Raw genomic sequence first — 21,538 nt, forward strand, 5'->3', positions numbered from 1 at the left:
TTACGACCCGGAAACGGCGGATCTGGGACCAAAGCAGGCGGGGTTCAGAACCCGCCTTCTTCCTCCGGCACCAGGATCTCGCGCTTGCCGGCGTGGTTGGCCTGGCCGACGATGCCTTCCTGTTCCATCCGCTCCATCAGCGAAGCGGCCTTGTTATAGCCGATCTGCAGCCGGCGTTGAATGTAGCTGGTCGAGGCCTTGCGGTCGCGCTTCACCACCGCAACCGCCTGCGCGAACAGGTCGTCGCCCCCGCCACCGCCGCCGCCCATGCCGGTGGCGTCGAACACGGCGCCGTCCTCTTCGCTCGGCTCCTCGGCGGTGACCGCCTCGAGATATTCCGGCGAGCCCTGGGCCTTGAGATGGCGCACCACCTTCTCGACCTCCTCGTCGGAGCAGAACGGGCCGTGCACGCGGCTGATGCGGCCGCCGCCGGCCATGTACAGCATGTCGCCCTGGCCGAGCAGCTGCTCGGCGCCCATCTCGCCGAGAATGGTGCGGCTGTCGATCTTCGACGTCACCTGGAAGGAGATGCGGGTCGGGAAGTTGGCCTTGATGGTGCCGGTGATGACGTCGACCGACGGACGCTGCGTCGCCAGGATGACATGCAGGCCGGCGGCGCGCGCCATCTGGGCGAGGCGCTGCACGGTGCCTTCGATGTCCTTGCCGGCGACCATCATCAGGTCGGCCATCTCGTCGACGATGATGACGATGTAGGGCAGGGGATCGAGGTCGAGCTTCTCCTCCTCGTAGATCGCCTTGCCGGTCTCCTTGTCGAAGCCGGTGTGGACGGTGCGCGTCAGCTCCTCGCCCTTGTTGCGGGCTTCGGCAAGCCGGGCGTTGTAGCCGTCGATGTTGCGCACGCCGAGCTTGGCCATCTTCTTGTAGCGCTCCTCCATCTCGCGCACCGCCCATTTCAGCGCGACGACCGCCTTCTTCGGGTCGGTCACGACGGGTGTGAGGAGATGCGGAATGCCGTCATAGACGGAGAGCTCGAGCATCTTCGGGTCGACCATGATCAGCCGGCACTGGTCGGGCCTGAGGCGATAGACCAGGCTGAGGATCATGGTGTTGATCGCGACCGACTTGCCCGAGCCGGTGGTGCCGGCGATCAGCATGTGCGGGGTGCGGGCGAGATCGATGATGATGGATTCGCCGCCGATGTTCTTGCCGAGGCAGAGCGGCAGCTTGGCGACGCTCTCGGTCGCCTCCTTGGCCACCAGCAGCTCCCGCAGATACACCTTCTCACGGTGCACGTTCGGCAGCTCGATGCCGATGGCGTTGCGGCCGGGCACGACGGCGACGCGCGCCGACAGCGCGCTCATCGATCGGGCAATGTCGTCGGCGAGGCCGATGACGCGGGACGACTTGATGCCCGGCGCCGGCTCCAGCTCATACAGCGTGACGACCGGGCCGGGATGCGCCTTGACGATCTCGCCGCGCACGCCGAAGTCCTGCAGCACGCCTTCCAGCGCGCGCGAATTGGCCTCCAGCTCGCTCTTCGACAGCGGCTGGCGATCGGAGGATTTGGGCGCCGCCAGCATCGAGACCGACGGCAGATCGTATTTGTCGCTGGACTTCTTCGGCGGCGTCTTCGGCGCCGGCTTCTTGCGCGCCTTCGGCGCCGGCTCCTCCTCCTCCTCCTCGTCCTCGCCGGTCTCTTCCTCCTCGCCCTCGTCCTCCTCCATCTCGGGCGCCAGCGTCGGCTTCTTCTGCCCGCGGCTCAGGCTCGGCTCTTGCCGGCCGGCGGCGGCGCTGCGCGGCTGCGGACCGGAGGACACCAGCGCACGATACGCCGTTGCGAGGAACCAGCCGATCTGCGCCTTGGCGCTCATGAGCGCGTGAAAGATCCAGCCGAGACGGATCGCCTTGCGGTCATCGTCATCCTCGGGATCGGCGAGCGGCGTGTCGTCCGCTTCCTCGTCGAGCAGGCTCGGATCGGCTTCCTTCGCCCCCATGCCGCCGGCGACCAGCAGGCAGCCGATCATCGCGACGAGAAGCAGCGTGCCGAGCACGAGGCGGTAGATCACGCCCGGCGGGCCGAACACCACGGCGGGCGCGCGCACCAGGGCGTCGCCGACCACGCCACCCAATCCCGTCGGCAGCGGCCAGGCATGCGAGCGCGGCCAGCAGCTGGCGAGGCCGGCGGCGATGACGGCGCCGAGAATCCAGGCGCCGAAGCGCAGCGCCTCGCGGTCGAACGGCCGGTGCGTCATCATCCGCCAGCCGCGGATGGCGAGCGGCAGGATCGCCATGATCGAGCCGAGGCCGAGGATCTGCATCAGGAGGTCGGCGCTGATCGCGCCGGGATAGCCGACGATGTTGCGGATCGCACGCGAGGTGGCATGCGACAGGCTCGGGTCCTGCACCGACCAGGTCATCAGCGCCGCGGCGGCAACGCCGCACAGCGCGATCAGGCCGAGGCCGGCGAGCTCGCGCAGCCGCCGCACCAGCGCGTCGCGCAGCGACGTCGGCAGGTGGTTGACCAGGGGAATGACTCGTTCGATCGCCGGCATCCGCATCCGCCCCGCGATTATCCGAGAGTCTCGACCAGCCGGTGCAGCGCCTCGCCGGTCGTTTCAGCATCGGCCACCAGCGCCAGCCGGATATAGCCGAGCCCCGGATTGAAGCCGTCGCCTTGCGGCCGCGCCAGATAGCTGCCGGGAACGACGCGGACGCCGGCGTCGCGGAACAGCCGCAACGCGACCTCCTCGTCGCCGCCGCGATCCGCGACGTCGAGCCAGACGCAGAAGCCGCCGTCAGGCCGTTGATAGCCGTAGCGGTTGCCGATGATTTGGTCGGCGAGATCGAACTTCGCGCGGTACAGCCGGCGGTTCTCCTCGACGTGATCCTCGTCGGCATAGGCCGCGACCGCGACATGCTGCAGCGGCACCGGCACCTGGGGTGCCGCGACATTGCGCAGCTCATGGAACGCGGCCAGGAAGCGGCGGTCGCCGGCGGCGAAGCCGATCCGCATGCCCGGCACGTTGGAGCGCTTCGACAGCGACTGAAATGCGACCACGTTGCTGTAGTCCGGTCCGGCATGCTCCAGCATGCTGCCCGGCGCCTGACGCGTGTAGATCTCCGAATAGCATTCGTCGCTGAAGATCAGGAAGCCGTGAGCGTTGGCGAGCCGGACCAGCTTGCGCATGTAGTCCGCCGATGCCACCGACCCTTGCGGATTCGCGGGCGTCGCGAGGTAGAACGCGACCGTGCGCGCCAAGGTCGCCTCATCGATCGAGTCGAGGTCCGGCAAAAAACCGTTGTCGCGCGTCGTCGGCAGATAGATGGAGTCACAGCCGGCGGTGCGGGCGCCGACGCCATACACCGGATAGAACGGGTTCGGCATCAGGATCGCAGGTCTGCCGCGGCGCGGGCCGACATGGCGGAGCGCGGCGTGGGCAGCGAAGAACAGGCCCTCGCGGCTGCCGTTCAGGACCAGGATCTCGTGCTCGGGATCAACGGCGCGCGGCAGCGCGAATCGGCGCGACAGCCAGGCGGCGGCCGCCTTGCGGAACGGCTCGATGCCCTTGGCGGCCGGATAGCGGCCGAAATCGGCGATGTGCTGCGCCAGCACCGGGCCGACGAAGCCGGGCACCGGATGCTGCGGCTCGCCGACGGCGAGCGTGATCATCGGCTTGCCGGGCGAATAGGGGGCGAGCAGCTCGTTCAGCCGCGCAAACGGCGAGCGTTCGCTCTCCGAATGGCTGGCGCCAGCGGGCGCGGGGGATGAAGCGGTCATTGCCATACGTAAAACGCGCGCCAAACCAGTGGAAGCCGCCGATCGCCCATGAACCGGTGCCTTTAGCGGTCACCATAGGTGGGGCGAGGTTAAGACGCGATTAACCATCGGCGCTGGCGCTCGTTTTGATCGTTTTTCGCACCCCGATCCAGAGGCAATTTCGCAACAGCGGCCGACATTGTGGCGATTCGGGCGGCGGCGGAGGGAACCGAAGGCCGCGGCAGTTCGACCGGCGAAGCTGGAGCGCCTGCTCCGTGCGCATCCGGGCGATCGTGTAGGAGCCTCCTCGAAAGGTCGGTGCCATTCTCCACCGGAACAACAGACGATGAGTGGGTTCTCGATGGTGATGGGCCCGGCTCTCTCACACGTCATGGCCGGGCTTGACCCGGCCATCCATCTCAAGAGTCCCCGTAAGGAACGACGTGGATGCCCGGGTCAAGCCCGGGCATGACGAGTCATGGACTGGCGCAGCCATCGGCCGGCGGTTGACGCCAGCAACGCATCTTCAGCGATCGCGGCCGAAAGAAAAACGGGCGGCCCGGTGCGACGGAATAAGAATGGGAATCTTTGCGCACCGGGCCTTGGCCGAACTACTTGGGGGCTTAGTTCGGATGAGAACGAGATAACACGGCCGTTTTTCCGGCGTATTGCCGGTGTTCGCTAATTTGTAGAATTTGATGTCGGAACACGCCGATTGCGGCGGCGGCCGGCCAAATGCTTAACGGAGATGTCCGCCTCCAGCGTGGCTTTCCGGTCCCAACGCGGACGCGAGCCCTATTAGTTGTCAGCGGCCCCGCGCAGCGATCTCCACCGCCGATGATGTCCATCCGGAAACATCCGGTCACATGGCGCATCAATCGACATTTCACGAAACGAGATTGGCGCATCTCAACCATCTTTGACGGGCATCACCGATTCCCATGGCGTGCCGACATGCGCGGCGCGCCAGTGGATTCCGAACGATCGAAAGAGCGTCGATGATGCGTCTGAGACTGCCGGGCATGCTTGCCCTGATGCTGCTGGCCATGCCGGTTTCGTCGCTGCCCCGCATGGCGGTGGCGGCGCCCGCCGCGGCCGCGACCGCGATCACGGTCGAAGGCAACCGCCGCATCGAGGCCGACACCATCCGCTCCTACTTCAAGCCAAGCCCGTCCGGCACGCTCGACGCCGGCCAGGTCGATGACGGCTTGAAGGCGCTGATCCAGACCGGCCTGTTCGCCGACGTCAAGATCGAGCGCCAGGGCGGCCGATTGATCGTGCGCGTGGTCGAGAACCCGGTGATCGGCCGCGTCGCCTTCGAGGGCAACAAGAAGGTCAAGGACGAGCAGCTCCAGGGCGAGGTGCAGTCGAAGCCGCGCGGCACGCTGTCGCGACCGATGGTGCAGTCCGATGCCCAGCGCATCGCCGAGATCTACCGCCGCTCCGGCCGCTATGACGTCCGCGTCACGCCCGAAATCATCGAGCAGCCCAACAACCGCGTCGATCTCATCTTCACGGTGGTCGAGGGCGTCAAGACCGGCGTGAAGTCGATCAGCTTCGTCGGCAACAACGCCTATTCGGCCGCGCGCCTGCGCGACGTGATCAAGACCCACGAATCGAACTGGCTCAGCTTTCTCGGCAATAACGACGTCTACGATCCCGACCGCGTCGAGGCCGACCGCGACCTGATCCGCCGCTTCTACCTGAAGAACGGCTATGCCGACGTCCAGGTCGTCGCCGCGCTCAGCGAATATGACCCGGAGAAGAAGGGCTTCCTGGTCACCTTCCAGATCGAGGAAGGCCAGCAATACCGTGTCGGCTCGGTGCAGTTCCAGTCGACTGTCGCCGCCCTCGACGCCAATGCGCTGCGCGGCTATTCGCGTGTCAATGTCGGCGCGCTGTACAATGTCGAGCAGCTCGAGAAATCGGTCGAGGAGATGCAGATCGAGGCGTCGCGCCGCGGCTTCGCCTTCGCCGTGGTACGCCCGCGTGGCGACCGCAATCTCGAGGCGCATACGGTCGCCATCGTGTTCTCCGTCGACGAGGGCCCGCGCACCTATATCGAGCGCATCTCGATCCGAGGCAACACCCGCACGCGGGACTACGTGATCCGGCGCGAATTCGACCTCTCTGAGGGCGACGCCTACAACCGCGCGCTGGTCGACCGCGCCGAGCGGCGGCTGAAGAACCTCGACTTCTTCAAGGACGTCAAGATCTCCGCCGAGCCCGGATCGTCGAGCGACCGCGTCATCCTCGTGGTCAATCTCGAGGAGAAGTCGACCGGCGACTTCTCGATCTCCGGCGGCTATTCGACCACCGACGGCGCGCTGGCCGAGGTCTCGATCTCCGAGCGCAACTTCCTGGGACGAGGCCTGTTCGCCAAGGCCGCGGTCACCTATGGCCAGTATACGCGCGGCGTGTCGCTGTCCTTCGTCGAGCCCTATCTGCTGGACTACCGCGTCGCGCTCGGCCTCGACGTGTCCTATCGCCAGCAGCTCGCCAACAGCTACACCAGCTACGGCACCCGCACCGTCGGCTTCAGCCCGCGGCTCGGCTTCCAGCTGCGCGAGGACCTGTCGCTGCAGCTGCGCTACTCGCTGTACCGCCAGGAGATCACGCTGCCGTCGTACCTCGCGAACTGCAACAACAACGCCGCCAACACCTCGCTCGCGTTCAACCCGACCCCGGCCTACATCGCCAGCGTGCTCGGCGGCGTCGATCCGACCAATGCGACGACGTCGGGCGTCTACGGCTATGGCTGCTATGGCGACGGCGAATCCAGTCTCGCGGTGCGCAAGGAGCTGAACGACGGCGCCGCGCTGACGTCAGCGCTCGGCTACACGCTGAACTACAACACGCTCGACAACACCAAGAACCCGACCGACGGCCTGCTGATCGACTGGCGCCAGGATTTTGCCGGCGTCGGCGGCAATGTGAGCTATCTGAAGTCGGCGGTGGACGCGAAATATTTCACGCCTCTGGTGTCCGACATCGTCAGCGTCATCCATCTGCAGGGCGGCCTGCTCAACAAGATCGGCGACAAGGACCTGCGCATGCTCGACCATTACCAGATGGGTCCGGCGTTGGTCCGCGGCTTCGCCTCCAACGGCATCGGCCCGCGCGACATCACCTATCGCAGCTTCGGCGCAGCCGGCGATGCGCTCGGCGGCACCAAGTATTGGGGCGCCTCGGCCGAGTTGCAGATGCCGTTCTGGTTCCTGCCCAAGGAGGTCGGCCTGAAGGGCTCGGTCTACGCCGATGCCGGCTCGCTGTGGGGCTACCAGGGCCCGACCTCCTGGGCCGCCACCGGCGAGGTCAACACCTCGACCTGCAAATGCGCGATGCAATACGACGACAGCAAGGTCGTCCGCTCCTCCGTCGGCGTCGGCCTGATCTGGGCCTCCCCGTTCGGTCCGCTCCGCTTCGACTACGCAATCCCGCTATCGAAGGGCAAATACGACATCGTGCAGGAATTCAGGTTCGGCGGCGGCACGTCGTTCTGAGGTGGGTCGAGGACCGCTTTTTCTTGAAGCGACTAAAGCCTCGCCAGCGACCACGATGACGGTGAGCTCCCCTCCCCTTGCGGGGGAGGGGAGCCGACTGCCGTTGGGCGTCGATCATTACGGCTCAAGGCACATAGTGTGCCGGCGGCATCGTATGCTGTTCGCCACCGTCATTGCGAGTAGCGAAGCGACGAAGCAATCCAGGGCGGCACCCGGAGCCCTGGATTGCTTCGCTTCGCTCGCAATGACGCCGGAGTTGGCGGCATGCCCGCCATGCGCAAACTGCCCGTCGTGTTGGTTTGTCGCAGTTTCCGCCCTTGTGTCGTCGGGCAAATCACCTGCACATTTCCGTGCGTCCCTGCTGCCGCATGAGGGGCGTGTCGCGACCGTCACGAGACGTTGGCAGTGGGATGCGATGGGCGTGTGTCGACGCAGCGTGGTTTGATCCGCGCGGACGAACGGCGAGACACGCACGGTCAAGTCGCGCGGTCCTGATATCCCGATGCTGATATCAAGCGGTGCCGATGCCTGAGGCGTGTCGGGCTCGTGATGGTGGCCAGCAAGCCGGCGCACCAGGGAGAACGCGAAGCAGCCGTTAAAACCGTTGCGTGGGGAAGGCCGGGCGTTCTCGGCCAGACCTGTGGTGACTGCCGCCTGCTTTTCTTTCTGCAGGCGGGCCACGGGCGCGGCCAGCGCCCGGCCTTCCCCGCGCCCTCTGTTAGTTGAGGGCGGTGAGCTTCAGCACAGCTCGGGCGCTTCGTGCCGCGAGGGTGCGGTCGTGCGGCTTCGGGAGGTCTTATTCCTTCAAGCTGCTTCTTGGAGGCAACGCGGCTGCGCCATCCACGACTGTCGTCCCTGCGAACGCAGGGACCCATAACCACAGGGTTCAGTTGTTTTGCGCGGGACTCTCAGCCTGTCTCCCAAGAACATCACGCGGTATGGGTCCCTGCGTTCGCAGGGACGACACCGATTGCTGGGCGCCAGCGCGGCCTTCACGTCACCCAAGAGGTCTCAGCATGTGCTGAGGCTCCGCAACGATCTTGTCGTTGCGCGCCCCTCACTCCCTGTTCGCCGGCGTCTGGATGAACCCGCGATTCCATGTCGGGCTGATCAGGATCTCATTCACGCACACCCGCGGCGGCAGGCTCGCGACGAACGCAATCGTCCGGCCGAGATCCTCCGGCTGCAGCATCCGCGCCTGCTCCTCGGCGCTCGGCACCACCGGGCGCTGCTCCAGGATCGGCGTCGCCACTTCGCCCGGCATCAGGCAGCAGGCGCGCAGGCCATTGACACATTCCTCCATGTTGAAGGAGTGCGTCAGCGCCAGCACGGCGTGCTTGGTGGCGGTGTAGGCCGGGCCCGGCATCTTCGAGACGTGGCGGCCGGCCCACGACGAGACGTTGATGATGGTGCCGTCCTGCTGCTTGCGCATCGCCGGCAGCACCGCCTTCATGCAGTACAGCACGCCGTTGAGATTGATCTCGACCAGCTGGTTCCAGCCGTCGAGGGTCATGTCGTCCCAGCGCCGCCGCGGCACGTTCACCCCGGCCGAATTGACCAGCAGATCGATGCGGCCGTGGCGCATCAGGATGGCGTCGGCCGCGGTCTGCACGTCGGCGGCCTTCGCCACGTCGAGCACCACAGCTTCCGCGGCGCCGCCACTCGCTGTGATCCGGGCCACCACGGCCTCGAGCGCCGCCTTGCGGCGACCCGAAACCACGACGGTCCAGCCCTCGGCGGCGAGCGCCAGCGCGCCGGCCTCGCCGATGCCGGTGCCGCCGCCGGTGATCCACGCGATCCGTTTCCCCTTGGTCATTTCCCAGCGTCTCCCGTTGCCTTCGAAAGGGCGTTTTTGCTAAGGCAGCCTCGATCAGAGACGGAAGCCCCGGCGCTCCAGCCGCTGCCATCCGCCGTCCAGGCCCTAATCGTCTTCGTCGAGCCCGATGTTCCGCCGGCTGGCACTGCCGGCCGGCCACGGCTCCAGGGGAATGTTGCATGAACCAGTCCGCCAACGCCAATCTGTTCGCCCGCCTGTTCGACGGTCTCGACGATCCCAGCCGTCTCGCGATCGAGACCCATGACGGCCAGCGCATCAGCTATGGCGACCTGATCGCGCGCTCGGGCCGGATGGCGAATGTGCTGGTGAGCAGGGGCGTGAAGCCGGGTGATCGCGTCGCGGCGCAGACCGAGAAGTCGGTGTCCGGCCTGGTGCTCTACCTCGCCACCGTGCGCGCCGGCGGCGTCTACCTGCCGCTCAACACGGCGTACACGCTCAACGAGCTCGACTATTTCATCGGCGATGCCGAGCCGACCGTTGTGGTGTGCGATCCCACGAAGGCCGAGGGCATCGGTGCGCTCGCGGCCAAGGTCGGCGCCAAGGTCGAGACGCTCGATGCGTCCGGCAAGGGCTCGCTGACGGAGGCGGCCGACAAGGCGGACACCACGTTCACCACCGTGCCGCGTACGTCCGACGATCTCGCCGCGATCCTCTACACATCTGGCACCACCGGCCGCTCCAAGGGCGCGATGCTGTCTCACGACAATCTCGCCTCGAACTCGCTGACCCTGATCGACTATTGGCGCTTCACTCGGGATGACGTGCTGATCCACGCGCTGCCGATCTATCATACGCACGGCCTGTTCGTGGCGAGCAACGTGACGCTGTTCGCGCGGGCGTCGATGATCTTCCTGCCGAAGCTCGACCCGGACCTGATCATCAATTTGATGGCGCGCGCGACCGTGCTGATGGGCGTGCCGACCTTCTACACGCGTTTGTTGCAGAACCCGCGGCTGAGCAAAGAGACCACCAGCCACATGCGTCTGTTCATCTCGGGCTCCGCCCCGCTGCTGGCCGACACCCATCGCGAGTGGTTCGCGCGCACCGGCCACGCCGTGCTCGAGCGTTACGGCATGACCGAGACCAACATGAACACCTCGAACCCCTATGACGGCGAGCGCGTGCCCGGCGCGGTCGGCTTCCCGCTGCCCGGCGTGTCCGTGCGCGTCACCGATCCCGAGACCGGCAAGGAGCTCGCGCGCGACGACATCGGCATGATCGAGGTGAAGGGCCCGAACGTGTTCAAGGGCTATTGGCGGATGCCGGAGAAGACCAAGTCGGAATTCCGCGACGACGGTTTCTTCATCACCGGCGACCTTGGCAAGATCGACGCGCAGGGCTACGTCCACATCGTCGGGCGCGGTAAGGACCTGGTGATCTCCGGCGGCTTCAACGTCTATCCGAAGGAGATCGAGAGCGAGATCGACGCCATGCCGGGCGTGGTCGAGTCCGCCGTCATCGGTGTGCCGCATGCCGATTTCGGCGAGGGCGTCACCGCCGTCGTCGTGAAGCATCCGGGCGCCGATGTCAGCGAGGCCGGCGTGCTCAAGGGCCTGGATGGCCGGCTTGCGAAATTCAAGATGCCCAAGCGCGTGTTCGTGGTCGACGAGCTGCCGCGCAACACCATGGGCAAGGTGCAGAAGAACGTGCTGCGTGACCAGTACAAGGACATCTATACCAAGTGACGGCGGCTCAGCGCCGTCGTCCGATCGCAAGGCCTGCCAGCGCGGCCAGCGGCGGCGCGGCGCAGATCAGCACGAATTCGAGCACGGCGAGCCAAGCGATCTCGTGCTGGATTGCGAGCGCAAGGCAGGCCGCGAACAGCCCGGCGGCGGTGAAACCGAGCACGCAGGTCAGCGGCTCCTCGGCCGGCTCCTGCGACGAGGCGCGCCGCGCCGGCAACGCGGAAGGGCGTTCCGAGGTTGTTGGCCGGACCGTTGGAACGGACATCGGACCTCCCAGCAGCGCGCCTTGTTCTCTGGCGCTTCACGCAGACTAGGCCGCGGCGTCGAATGCGGACATGCGGCAAAATCGACCAGCGGCAAGATACGGGCTTCGGCAGGCGAGGAACGCGCGAGCTCTGCGGTGACTTGCCCCCTGCACGCGAGCGCCGATCACGACCGCTCGCCTCGTCTTTTGCCCCGCGAATCCTTCCGGTCAGGTTTGCAGAATCGTCGCCCTATGCACCCGGAATCTCGCGAAACCGGCGGCACCCGGTCCGTAGTTAAGCGGTGAATCAATGCTCTACGATCTGCGTTATTTACTAGTAATGCCGGCGGCGAGCAGCGTGGCGAGGAGTTAGAAGTGAATAGAAATTCGTTTCATCACGTGCATCCTGGCTTCTGGTATACCACGGCCGCCATTGATCCTTTTTTCACCGCTCGCCTAGTACTGAATCACTGTTCGGTTTTGGGCCATTTGTCCGTTGCAACACCTGTTCCTTCTCCGTAAATAAAGCCCGCCTTGCCGATCCACACGGCCGCAAGCCCCTTCCGTTCACGGCCCACAAGAAATCATCAAAGCAACCAATGACAGCCAGGATCGAACGACCGCTTTCGCCGCATCTGCAAACCTACCGCTGGACGCTGACGATGATCCTCTCGATCGTCCACCGCGCCACCGGTGTTGCATTATATTTCGGGACGCTGCTGCTGGCCTGGTGGTTGATCGCCGCCGCGTCCGGGCCCAGCGCCTATTCCTATGTCCAGGGCTTCATGGCCAGCTTCCTCGGCCGGCTGATCGTGTTCGGCTATACCTGGGCGCTGCTGCATCATCTGTTGTCGGGCATCCGTCACTTCGTCTGGGACCTCGGCTACGGCTTCAAGCCCAATGAGCGCGAGACGCTCACCTGGGGCGCACTGATCGGCGGCATCAGCCTGACCGTTCTGGTGTGGATCGTGGCTTACGCAGTCGGAGGCGGCCGATGAGCAACGCACGCGCAAAATCGATGCGGACCCCGCTCGGGCGCGTCCGCAATCTCGGTGCGGCGCATTCGGGCACTGGCGACTTCTGGCGCCAGCGCCTTACCGCGGTCGCGATGACCTTGCTGATCGTGCCGGTCGTCGTGGTCGTGATCATGCTGCTCGGCCGCAACCAGGCTGGCGCTGCCCAGATCCTCGGCTCGATCCCGATTGCGGTGATCATGCTGCTGTTCGTGATCGCGAGCTGCTGGCACATGAAGATCGGCATGCAGGTGGTGATCGAGGACTACGTCCATAACGAGCCGCTCAAGCTGATCGCCATCATGGCGAACAACTTCTTCTCGGTGACCGTGGCGCTCGCCTCGATCTACGCCCTCATCAAACTGTCCACTGGAGTCTAGCCCATGGCCGGCGGAGCAAATGGCAGCGCGAACGGCGCGCCCGCGACGAACGGAAAAGCCTATCCGATCGAGGACCACACCTACGACGTCGTCGTGGTCGGCGCCGGCGGCGCTGGACTGCGCGCGGTGGTCGGCTGCAGCGAAGCGGGCTTGCGCACGGCCTGCATCACCAAGGTGTTTCCGACCCGCTCGCACACCGTGGCGGCGCAGGGCGGCATCTCGGCCTCGCTTGGCAACATGCACCAGGACGACTGGCGCTGGCACATGTACGACACCGTCAAGGGATCGGACTGGCTCGGCGACCAGGACGCGATCGAATACATGGTGCGCAATGCGCCGGACGCGGTCTATGAGCTCGAGCATTGGGGCGTGCCGTTCTCGCGCACCGAGGACGGCAAGATCTATCAGCGTCCGTTCGGCGGCATGACCATGGACTACGGCAAGGGCCAGGCGCAGCGCACCTGCGCCGCCGCCGACCGTACCGGCCATGCGATGCTGCACACGATGTATGGCCAGTCGCTGCGGCATGCGGCCGAGTTCTTCATCGAGTATTTCGCGATCGACCTGATCATGGACGACCAGGGCGTCTGCCGCGGCGTGATCGCGCTGCGGCTCGATGACGGCACCCTGCATCGCTTCCGCGCCCAGACCACGATCCTGGCCACCGGCGGCTACGGCCGCGCCTATGCCTCCTGCACCTCGGCGCATACCTGCACCGGCGACGGCGGCGGCATGGCGCTGCGCGCCGGTCTGCCGTTGCAGGACATGGAGTTCGTGCAGTTCCACCCGACCGGCATCTACGGCTCCGGTTGTCTGGTGACCGAGGGTGCGCGCGGCGAGGGCGGCTATCTCGTCAACTCCGAGGGCGAGCGCTTCATGGAGCGGTACGCGCCGTCCGCCAAGGACCTCGCCTCGCGCGACGTCGTCTCGCGCGCGATGACCATCGAGATCCGCGAGGGCCGCGGGGTCGGCAAGAAGAAGGACCACATCTTCCTGCATCTCGACCACCTCGATCCGAAGGTGCTGGCGGAGCGTCTGCCGGGCATCTCCGAATCCGCTAAGATCTTCGCCAATGTCGACGTCACCCGCGAGCCGATCCCGATCGTCCCGACCGTGCATTACAACATGGGCGGCATCCCGACGAACTATCATGCCGAGGTGCTGACCAAGAAGGACGGCGACGACAACGCCATCGTTCCCGGCCTGATGGCGGTGGGCGAGGCGGCCTGCGTGTCGGTGCACGGCGCCAACCGGCTCGGCTCCAATTCGCTGATCGACCTCGTGGTGTTCGGCCGCGCGGCCGCGCTGCGGCTGGCCGAGAAGCTGACGCCGAACGGCAAGCAGCCGGATCTGCCGAAGGACTCCGCCGACAAGGCGCTCAGCCGTCTCGACCATTATCGCTACGCCTCCGGCGGCACGCCGACGGCGAAGCTGCGCGAGAGCATGCAGCACGTGATGCAGACCAACTGCGCCGTGTTCCGCACCGGGGAAGTGCTGCAGGAAGGCCATAACCTGATCCACAAGGTGTATGGCGGCATCGGCGATATCGCCGTGTCCGACCGCTCGCTGGTGTGGAATTCCGACCTGATCGAGACCTTGGAGTTCGACAATCTCATCGCCCAGGCGGTGGTGACGATGGACTCCGCCGTCAATCGCACCGAGAGCCGCGGCGCGCATGCGCGCGAGGATTTCCCGGATCGCGACGATAAGAACTGGATGAAGCACACGCTGGCGTGGATCGACAACAAGGACGGCAAGACCACGATCGATTTCCGTCCGGTGCACAACTACACCATGACCAACGACGTGCAGTACATCCCGCCCAAGGCGCGTGTGTACTAAGCCCGGTCCGTTGTAACCAAGAAGGCCTACCGAAATGGCTGAGTTCGCACTTCCGAAGAATTCGCAGATCACCGGCGGCAAGACCTGGCCGAAGCCGGCGGGCGCCACTGAAGTCCGCGAGTTCAGGGTCTACCGCTGGAATCCGGACGACGGCAAGAACCCGAGCGTCGACACCTATTACGTCGACGTCAATGATTGCGGTCCGATGGTCCTCGACGGCCTGATCTGGATCAAGAACCACATCGACCCGTCGCTGACCTTCCGCCGCTCCTGCCGCGAGGGCGTGTGCGGCTCCTGCGCGATGAACATCGACGGCCAGAACACGCTGGCCTGCACGCGGTCGATGCACGACGTGAAGGACGGCGCGGTCAAGATCAACCCGCTGCCGCACCAGCCGGTGGTGAAGGATCTCGTGCCGGATCTCACCAACTTCTACGCGCAATACGCCTCGATCGAGCCGTGGCTGAAGACGACCTCGCCGACGCCGCAGAAGGAATGGCGGCAGAGCCACGAGGATCGCGAGAAGCTCGACGGCCTCTACGAGTGCATCCTGTGCGCCTGCTGCTCGACCTCGTGCCCGAGCTACTGGTGGAACAGCGAGCGCTATCTCGGACCGGCCGCGCTGTTGCAGGCGACGCGCTGGGTCAAGGACAGCCGCGACGAAGCGACCGGCGAGCGGCTCGACAATCTCGAGGATCCGTTCCGGCTCTACCGCTGCCACACCATCATGAACTGCGCCAAGGCGTGCCCGAAGGGGCTCAACCCGGCCGAGGCGATCGCCGAGCTCAAGCTCAAGCTGGTCGAGCGGCAGATCTGACCGAGCGACAGCAGGTAATATATCATCGCGCCCGGAACCGTCAGAAGTTCCGGGCGCGGCTTGTTTGTAGCGGACGCCGATTGCGTTAAGCTCTCAGCCTTTTTGGGGTCGGAGCGACCGTGCAGACCGCACAACGCAAATCGCTGACGATGCTGCGATGGATGATGGTCGCCTCGCTGGCGCTGCCCCTCGCGCTGTTCCTGGTGGCGGCCTACGTGTCCTACGGAGCGACCACCGAGGAGGCCGACCGCGAGATCCGCCGCTCGCTCGACGTCGTCCACGAACATGCGCTGAAGGTGTTCGAGACGATCGACCGCAGCCTGTCCGAGATCGACGAGATCGTCCGCGATCTCTCGGATGCCGACATCAAGCTGCGCGAGCAGACGCTGCATGCGCGGCTCCGCCAATTGTCGGACTCGCTGCCGCAGATGAAGTCGGCCTGGGTGTTCGACGCCAATGGCCACCCGCTGGTCAACAGCATGATCTTCCCGGCGCCGGACATGTCGTTCCTCGACCGCGACTACTTCAGCGCCCACGTCAAGGACAGCATCGGCACCTTCATCGGCGCGCCGCTGTGGCCGCGCTCGCCGTACCAGGGCGCCGCCTTCTTCAGCGTCAGCCGCCGCCGCCAATCCGACGACGGCAGCTTCACAGGGATCATCCAGGCCTCGGTGCTCCCCGATTATTTCGAGCACTTCTATGCCAGGATCGGCCGCGCCCCCGGCAGCTACTTCGCCCTGAAGCGGTTCGATGGGCTGACGCTGGCGCGCTTTCCGGCCGCCGAGCGCAGCGCGGGGCCGGCGCCGAACGACATCCCGGCGGGCGCGGCGGATACCGAGCAGCTGGTGACGGAGACCTCGTCGGCCGATGGCGTCGAGCGACGGGTCGGTTATCAGCGCCTCGCCGGCTATTCGGTTTACGTCTCAGCCGGCCTGGAAACCGCCACCATCCGCAACCGCTGGCTCGGGACGATGAGCCGGCACCTGATCTTCGGCATCCCGGCGACGGTTCTGCTGGTGATCTTCCTGACCCTCGCCCGCCGGCGCACCGAGCGCTTCTATATCGAGGCCGCCCGCCGCCTCGAGGCGGAGGACGCGCTCAAGCATGGCCAGCGCATGGAGGCGCTCGGCCAGCTCACTGGCGGCGTCGCCCACGACTTCAACAATCTGCTCACGGTGATCCGCGCCTCGGCCGACCTGCTGCGACGACCCAACCTTCCAGACGAGCGACGGCAGCGCTACATCGATGCGATCTCGGACACGGTCGCACGCGCGTCCAAGCTGACGTCGCAGCTCCTGGCCTTCGCGCGCCGGCAGACCTTGAAGCCCGAGGTGTTCGACATCGGCCGCTGCGTCCTCACCCTGCGCGACATGACCAAGACCTTGGTCGGCTCCCGCATCGAGGTGGTGACGGCGGTGCCGGACGAGCCCTGCTACGTCAACACCGATGCCGGCCAGTTCGAGACCGCCCTGATCAACATGGCCGTCAATGCCCGCGACGCCATGGCCGGCCAGGGCCTTCTCAGCGTCATTGTCGCGCCTGCGCCGGATCTTCCGACCCCGGTCGCTCCGCATGACCGGCCACCGCTCGGCTATGTCGCGATCGCCGTTCAGGACACCGGCGTCGGCATTCCGCAGGACCAGGTCGGCCGAATCTTCGAGCCGTTCTTCACCACCAAGACCATCGGGCAAGGCACCGGCCTCGGGCTGTCGCAGGTGTTCGGCTTCGCCAAGCAGTCCGGCGGCGAGATCGGTGTGGTCAGCGAGGTCGGCAAGGGCGCGACCTTCACGCTCTATCTGCCGCGCGTCGCGCCCGCGCAGGACCAACGCAGCGAGACTGGTGGTCACGCGATGCCGATCAGCGGCCGGGGCATGTCGGTGCTGGTGGTCGAGGACAACATCGATGTCGGCAGATCGGCCACCGAAGCGCTCGCCGAGCTCGGCTATCTGACGACACTGGTCGACAATGCGCGGGATGCCTTGGAAGAGCTGATCGGCGGCGCCAGCCGGTTCGATGTCGTGTTCACCGATGTCGTCATGCCCGGAATGACGGGCCTCGAGCTGGCCGAGGAGATTCGCCGGCTCGAGCTCAACATCCCCGTCGTGCTCGCCAGCGGCTACAGCCATGTGTTGGCTCAGCAGGGCACCCACGGTTTCGAGCTGTTGCGAAAACCCTATTCGATCGAGGAATTGTCGCGCGTGCTGCACAAGGTCGTGCCCGTGCCGTTGTATCGGGCGCCCTCCGTGGCGCCGAACTCGGAGCTACGCTGAGCGCCGATACGCGCGGAACCCGGCGCGGAACCTTCTACTTGGGTTCCTGTTATCCGACATGGGACAGATCCAGGACATCGAACGGCCCGCCGCCGACAAGCCGGCAAAGGCGCCGATCATCGAGATCGCAGCCGAGAACGGCGATCACGTCGAACCGCCGCCGCCCGAGGTGGTCGAACCGGACCCGGAGCTGTCGCCGGAGGAGGCCGAGCAGGTCCGCAAGCGCTATCTGCTGACCCGCTTCTGGATCAGCGCGCGCGGCTATTGGGGCCGCGCCGGAGATCGCCTCGCCTGGCCGTTCACCATAGGGCTTCTGCTCTTGATCGTCGGCACCGTGGCCTTTCAGTACGGCATCAACGTCTGGAATCGCTCGATCTTCGACGCGATCGAGAAGCGCGACGCCCCGACGGTGTTTCACCTCACCGCGATCTTCTTCCCGCTGGCGATCGGCAGCGTCATCCTCGCCGTCGCTCAGGTCTATGCGCGGATGGCGATCCAGCGGCGCTGGCGGGCCTGGCTGACCAACAGCGTCATCACGCGCTGGCTCACGAGCGGACGCTACTACCAGCTCAACCTCGTCAGCGGCGACCACAAGAACCCCGAATACCGCATCGCCGAGGATCTGCGCATCGCCACCGATTCACCGGTCGATTTCGTCGCCGGCGTCACCTCGGCGCTGCTGTCGGCAGCGACCTTCATCGTCGTGCTGTGGACCATCGGCGGCGCGCTCACGCTGCATCTCGGCGGCACCGAGCTGACCATTCCCGGCTTCCTGGTGATCGCGGCCGTCGTCTATGCCGTCATCGCCTCGGGCTCGATCATGGCGATCGGCCGCCGCTTCGTGCAGACATCGGAAGACAAGAACCAGGCCGAGGCCGACTTCCGCTACACGCTCACCCGCGTCCGCGAGAACGGCGAGAGCATCGCGCTGCTCGGTGGCGAGACCGAGGAGCGCGCCGGCATCGACCGGACGTTCGGCAACGTGCTGCAGCAATGGGCGCGGCTCGCCGGGCAGCACATGCGCACGACGCTGGTGTCGCAGGGTTCGAGCCTGATCGCGCCCGTCGTGCCGCTGCTGTTGTGCGCGCCAAAGTTTCTCGACGGCAGCATGACGCTCGGCCAGGTGATGCAGGCGGCGAGCGCGTTCACGATCGTGCAGACCGCGTTCGGCTGGCTGGTCGACAACTATCCACGTCTCGCGGACTGGAACGCCTGTGCGCGCCGCATCGCCTCGCTGATGATGTCGCTCGATGCACTGGAGCGCGCGGAGCGCGGCGACGGCATCGGCCGCATCAAGCGCGGTGAGACGACGGGCGAGGCCATGCTGAGCCTGAACGATCTCTCCGTCACGCTCGACGATGGCACCGCCGTGGTCGGCGAGACCGAGGTCGTGGTCGATCCTGGCGAGCGGCTGCTCGTCGCCGGCGAATCGGGGACGGGCAAGAGCACGCTGGTCCGCGCCATCGCCGGCCTCTGGCCGTGGGGTGGCGGCAGCATCAACTTCCATCCTGACCGCCGGCTGTTCATGCTGCCGCAGCGCCCCTACGTGCCCTCCGGCAGCCTGCGCCGCGCGGTCGCCTATCCCGGCGCCGCCGAAGACTGGAGCGTCGAGCAGGTCGGTGAGGCCCTGCACAAGGTCGGCCTCGACCATCTCAAGGACCGCATCGAGGAGGAGGCGCCGTGGGACCAGACCCTGTCCGGCGGCGAGAAGCAGCGCCTCGCCTTTGCGCGGCTGCTGCTGCACAGCCCTGACATCGTCGTGCTCGACGAGGCGACGTCGGCGCTCGACGAGAAGAGCCAGGACAAGATGATGCAGATGGTGACGAGCGAGCTGCCGAAGGCCACCATCGTCAGCGTGGCGCATCGGGCCGAGCTCGAGGCGTTTCACAGCCGCAAGATCGTGCTGGAGCGGCGCAAGGGCGGCGCCAAGCTCGTCAGCGACATCGATCTCATTCCGCGCAAGGGCAAGCGCCGCCTGATCGGCCGCTTCCTGCGCCAGCGCAAGGCGGCCTGATCGGCCGCAGTGAGACCACAATGTGGCCGCGCCGGCTGCATTGGACTAGGCGGCAAAACCGGCTATCACTCGGCGCCCTCTCGCCAGGACTCGACTGCCAGGACCCGACCTTGACGCCCGACAACGATCCCTCGCCGCCGCCCTTCGGGGCCTTCGCTCCGAACGCCGCGCAGGCGCTGGTGATCAGGCTGGCGCACGGCTCCGGGCTGAAGCGCGGCGCATTCCGGCCGATGCTGACGCGCACGGTGAACCTGCTGCGCGCCGGACCTGTCGATGTCAGCTACCAGGGTGCCAACTTCCGCTTCTACCATCAGGTCAGCGCGACGGAACGTGGCGCGCTGTTCAACCCGGACTACAATCGCGAGGAGCTGGATTTTCTGCGCAGCCACGTGCCGCCGGGCGGCACCGCGGTGGACATCGGCGCCAATGTCGGTACGTTCGCGCTGCCACTGGCACGCCATGTCGGACCTGACGGCCAGGTGATCGCGATCGAGCCGCATCCGGTCACGCATGCACGGTTGAGCTTCAATCGCAACGCGTCCGCGCTGTCGCAGGTCAGGTTGGTGGCGGCCGCGGCGGGCGACAGCGACGGCGAGGTGATGATCGAGACGGACGGCGACAATCTCGGCGCCAGCCACATCGTGGTCGGCACAGCCGGAGCGGAGGCATTCAAGGTCCCGTCGCTGCGCCTGCAATCGATTCTCGAACAGGCCGGTGCGACCAAAGTCGACGCATTGAAGATCGACGTGGAAGGTTTCGAGGACCGGGTGCTGACCTGCTTCTTCCGCGATGCGCCGCAGACGCTGTGGCCGCGCGCGGTCGTCATCGAGCATCTGTCCCGCGACGAATGGCAGAACGATTGTCTCGCCGACATGATCAGCCGCGGCTATCGCGAGATCGGCCGCACGCGCAGCAACACCCTGCTGCTGCGCGGCTGATCCGCGCGCTCTGCCGGGTTCCCGCATCGGTCGCGGAACATCGCGGCATGACGCGACGTTATCGCCCTGACATCCAGGGAGCGGACCATGAGCAACGATGACATGCGCGATCAGGATCGCGCCTGGGACCTGATGAAGAAGATCGGCTTCGCGATGCTGGTCACCAAGGACGGTGACAAGCTGCGCGCCCGGCCGATGAGCGCCTATCTCGCGCGCGACGAAGGCATGATCTATTTCCTCACCGACGCGCGCCACCACAAGGATGAGGAGATCGCGCGCTCGCCGCAGGTCAACCTCTCCTTCGCGGATGCCGGCAGCCAGAAATACGTCTCGCTGACCGGGACCGCGACGATCTCCAACGATCGCGCCAAGATTCGCGAGCTGTTCACGACGACGGCGAAGGCGTGGTGGGACAGCGCCGAGGATCCGAACATCCGCCTGCTCAAGATCACGCCTGACGACGCCGAGTTCTGGGATTCGCCGGGCACGGTGATCAGCTACGTCAAGATGGCCGCGGCAGCGGTGACCAACACGCGTCCCGATATCGGCGACAACCGCAAGGTCGCGATGTGATGCCGATCGAGCCGCCCGAGATCCCGCCGGCGACGCCTGGGCATCCCGTCGAGCCGCCGCCGGAGGATCCGGTGGGAAACCCGAGCCCCGAAGTGCCGCCGCCGGTGCACGAGCCGGATACGCCGGCCCCGCCGCGCGAGCTGCCGGGACAGACGCCGGACGAGGTGCCGGGCCGCGGACCGCTGGGTCCGACCACGCCGAGTCCGATCACCGATTCAAGTCCGGTCACGGATTGACCGCGATTGAACCTTGATCATGATGCACACCAAGAGGGCCGGCCGGACGCCGGCTCTCGCTGCGTCGTGTTCCGCCAAGCCTTTGAAATTCAAGACTGAATGAGACATGAATGGCGGCAGCCAGGCGGCTGTTTCGCGTCGAAATAAATCCCCCCGCGGATTTGAACTGCGCCACAATCCAGCCTAACGCATAAACGTTGATCACGCCGTGCTTCAAAAAGAACGTTTCGGGACACCAAAACACATGAGCAAACTTCGCGTTCTGCTGCTCGCGACAACCGCCTTCTCGGCGATGCAGCTGACGACCACCGCATCTCACGCACAGAGCGCGCCCATGGTCGTCGCGCAAGGTCCGGGCGGGCCGGGTGGTGAGGTCGGTCCCGACGGTCGGCCGAAGCAGCCGCGCCAAGGCCCCGGTGCCGCGCCGCCGGCTGCGCCTCCGCATCAGGCGCCGCCCCCGCCGCCTGC

16 protein-coding genes and 1 pseudogene are annotated in these 21,538 nt (G+C 66.1%); 12 read left to right on the forward strand and 5 right to left on the reverse strand.

What is annotated here, in order from left to right; genetic code table 11:
• Window positions 1-44: 44 nt before the first annotated feature.
• Complete coding sequence (locus BRAO375_RS31060; protein WP_009031391.1) at window positions 45-2,519, reverse strand: DNA translocase FtsK; 2,475 nt, start codon at window positions 2,517-2,519, stop codon at window positions 45-47.
• Window positions 2,520-2,530: 11 nt separating this feature from the next.
• On the reverse strand, window positions 2,531-3,745 hold the full coding sequence (locus BRAO375_RS31065; protein ID WP_009031392.1) for an aminotransferase class I/II-fold pyridoxal phosphate-dependent enzyme: 1,215 nt from the start codon (window positions 3,743-3,745) through the stop codon (window positions 2,531-2,533).
• A 971-nt stretch (window positions 3,746-4,716) separates the two neighbouring features.
• Here BRAO375_RS31065 and bamA point away from each other — a divergent pair.
• Window positions 4,717-7,221 (forward strand): outer membrane protein assembly factor BamA, encoded by a 2,505-nt coding sequence (bamA, locus tag BRAO375_RS31070; RefSeq protein ID WP_009031393.1) that lies wholly within the window; start codon window positions 4,717-4,719, stop codon window positions 7,219-7,221.
• A gap of 1,057 nt (window positions 7,222-8,278) precedes the next feature.
• Here the strand turns inward: bamA and BRAO375_RS31075 are convergent.
• Complete coding sequence (locus tag BRAO375_RS31075; RefSeq protein WP_009031395.1) at window positions 8,279-9,037, reverse strand: SDR family oxidoreductase; 759 nt, start codon at window positions 9,035-9,037, stop codon at window positions 8,279-8,281.
• Between the two features lie 179 nt (window positions 9,038-9,216).
• Between BRAO375_RS31075 and BRAO375_RS31080 the strand changes: the two genes are divergently transcribed.
• The gene (locus BRAO375_RS31080) at window positions 9,217-10,743 is read left to right on the forward strand and encodes a malonate--CoA ligase (RefSeq protein ID WP_009031396.1); all 1,527 of its coding nucleotides are present in this window, start codon (window positions 9,217-9,219) and stop codon (window positions 10,741-10,743) included.
• A gap of 7 nt (window positions 10,744-10,750) precedes the next feature.
• Here the strand turns inward: BRAO375_RS31080 and BRAO375_RS31085 are convergent, their stop codons facing one another.
• Window positions 10,751-11,008, reverse strand: coding sequence for a hypothetical protein (locus BRAO375_RS31085; RefSeq protein WP_035643159.1), 258 nt, complete (start codon window positions 11,006-11,008; stop codon window positions 10,751-10,753).
• A gap of 578 nt (window positions 11,009-11,586) precedes the next feature.
• Here BRAO375_RS31085 and sdhC point away from each other — a divergent pair.
• From sdhC to BRAO375_RS31130, 9 genes are all read left to right on the forward strand, one after another.
• Window positions 11,587-11,985 carry a succinate dehydrogenase, cytochrome b556 subunit gene (gene sdhC, locus BRAO375_RS31090; RefSeq protein ID WP_009031398.1) on the forward strand — a complete coding sequence of 133 codons (399 nt, stop codon included), beginning with the start codon at window positions 11,587-11,589 and terminating at the stop codon, window positions 11,983-11,985.
• Window positions 11,986-12,005: 20 nt separating this feature from the next.
• Window positions 12,006-12,380, forward strand: a complete 375-nt coding sequence (sdhD, locus tag BRAO375_RS31095) for a succinate dehydrogenase, hydrophobic membrane anchor protein (protein ID WP_009031399.1) — start codon at window positions 12,006-12,008, stop codon at window positions 12,378-12,380.
• 3 nt (window positions 12,381-12,383) lie between these two features.
• The gene (sdhA, locus tag BRAO375_RS31100; RefSeq protein WP_009031400.1) at window positions 12,384-14,222 is read left to right on the forward strand and encodes a succinate dehydrogenase flavoprotein subunit; all 1,839 of its coding nucleotides are present in this window, start codon (window positions 12,384-12,386) and stop codon (window positions 14,220-14,222) included.
• A 34-nt stretch (window positions 14,223-14,256) separates the two neighbouring features.
• Complete coding sequence (locus BRAO375_RS31105) at window positions 14,257-15,039, forward strand: succinate dehydrogenase iron-sulfur subunit (protein WP_009031401.1); 783 nt, start codon at window positions 14,257-14,259, stop codon at window positions 15,037-15,039.
• 119 nt (window positions 15,040-15,158) lie between these two features.
• Window positions 15,159-17,309 carry an ATP-binding protein gene (locus tag BRAO375_RS31110; RefSeq protein WP_009031402.1) on the forward strand — a complete coding sequence of 717 codons (2,151 nt, stop codon included), beginning with the start codon at window positions 15,159-15,161 and terminating at the stop codon, window positions 17,307-17,309.
• Window positions 17,310-17,367: 58 nt separating this feature from the next.
• Entirely contained in the window at window positions 17,368-19,323 is a 1,956-nt protein-coding gene (locus BRAO375_RS31115) for an ABC transporter ATP-binding protein/permease (protein WP_009031403.1), read from the forward strand.
• A 110-nt stretch (window positions 19,324-19,433) separates the two neighbouring features.
• On the forward strand, window positions 19,434-20,261 hold the full coding sequence (locus BRAO375_RS31120; RefSeq protein WP_009031404.1) for an FkbM family methyltransferase: 828 nt from the start codon (window positions 19,434-19,436) through the stop codon (window positions 20,259-20,261).
• An 87-nt stretch (window positions 20,262-20,348) separates the two neighbouring features.
• Complete coding sequence (locus BRAO375_RS31125; RefSeq protein WP_009031405.1) at window positions 20,349-20,834, forward strand: pyridoxamine 5'-phosphate oxidase family protein; 486 nt, start codon at window positions 20,349-20,351, stop codon at window positions 20,832-20,834.
• A complete protein-coding gene (locus BRAO375_RS31130; RefSeq protein WP_009031406.1) occupies window positions 20,834-21,070 on the forward strand; it encodes a hypothetical protein in 237 nt (78 codons plus the stop codon). Before BRAO375_RS31125 ends, BRAO375_RS31130 begins: the two co-directional genes overlap by 1 nt.
• On the opposite strand, the gene BRAO375_RS37780 is transcribed toward BRAO375_RS31130, so the two are convergent.
• A complete protein-coding gene (locus tag BRAO375_RS37780; protein WP_139031514.1) occupies window positions 21,060-21,275 on the reverse strand; it encodes a hypothetical protein in 216 nt (71 codons plus the stop codon). The two genes, BRAO375_RS31130 and BRAO375_RS37780, sit on opposite strands and share 11 nt — an antisense overlap.
• Window positions 21,276-21,314: 39 nt before the next feature.
• Here BRAO375_RS37780 and BRAO375_RS38435 point away from each other — a divergent pair.
• Window positions 21,315-21,538 (forward strand): annotated as a pseudogene (locus BRAO375_RS38435) (OmpA family protein); the annotation flags it as partial.

The sequence above is a fragment of the Bradyrhizobium sp. ORS 375 genome (genome assembly GCF_000239775.1).
Taxonomy (GTDB): Bacteria; Pseudomonadota; Alphaproteobacteria; order Rhizobiales; family Xanthobacteraceae; genus Bradyrhizobium.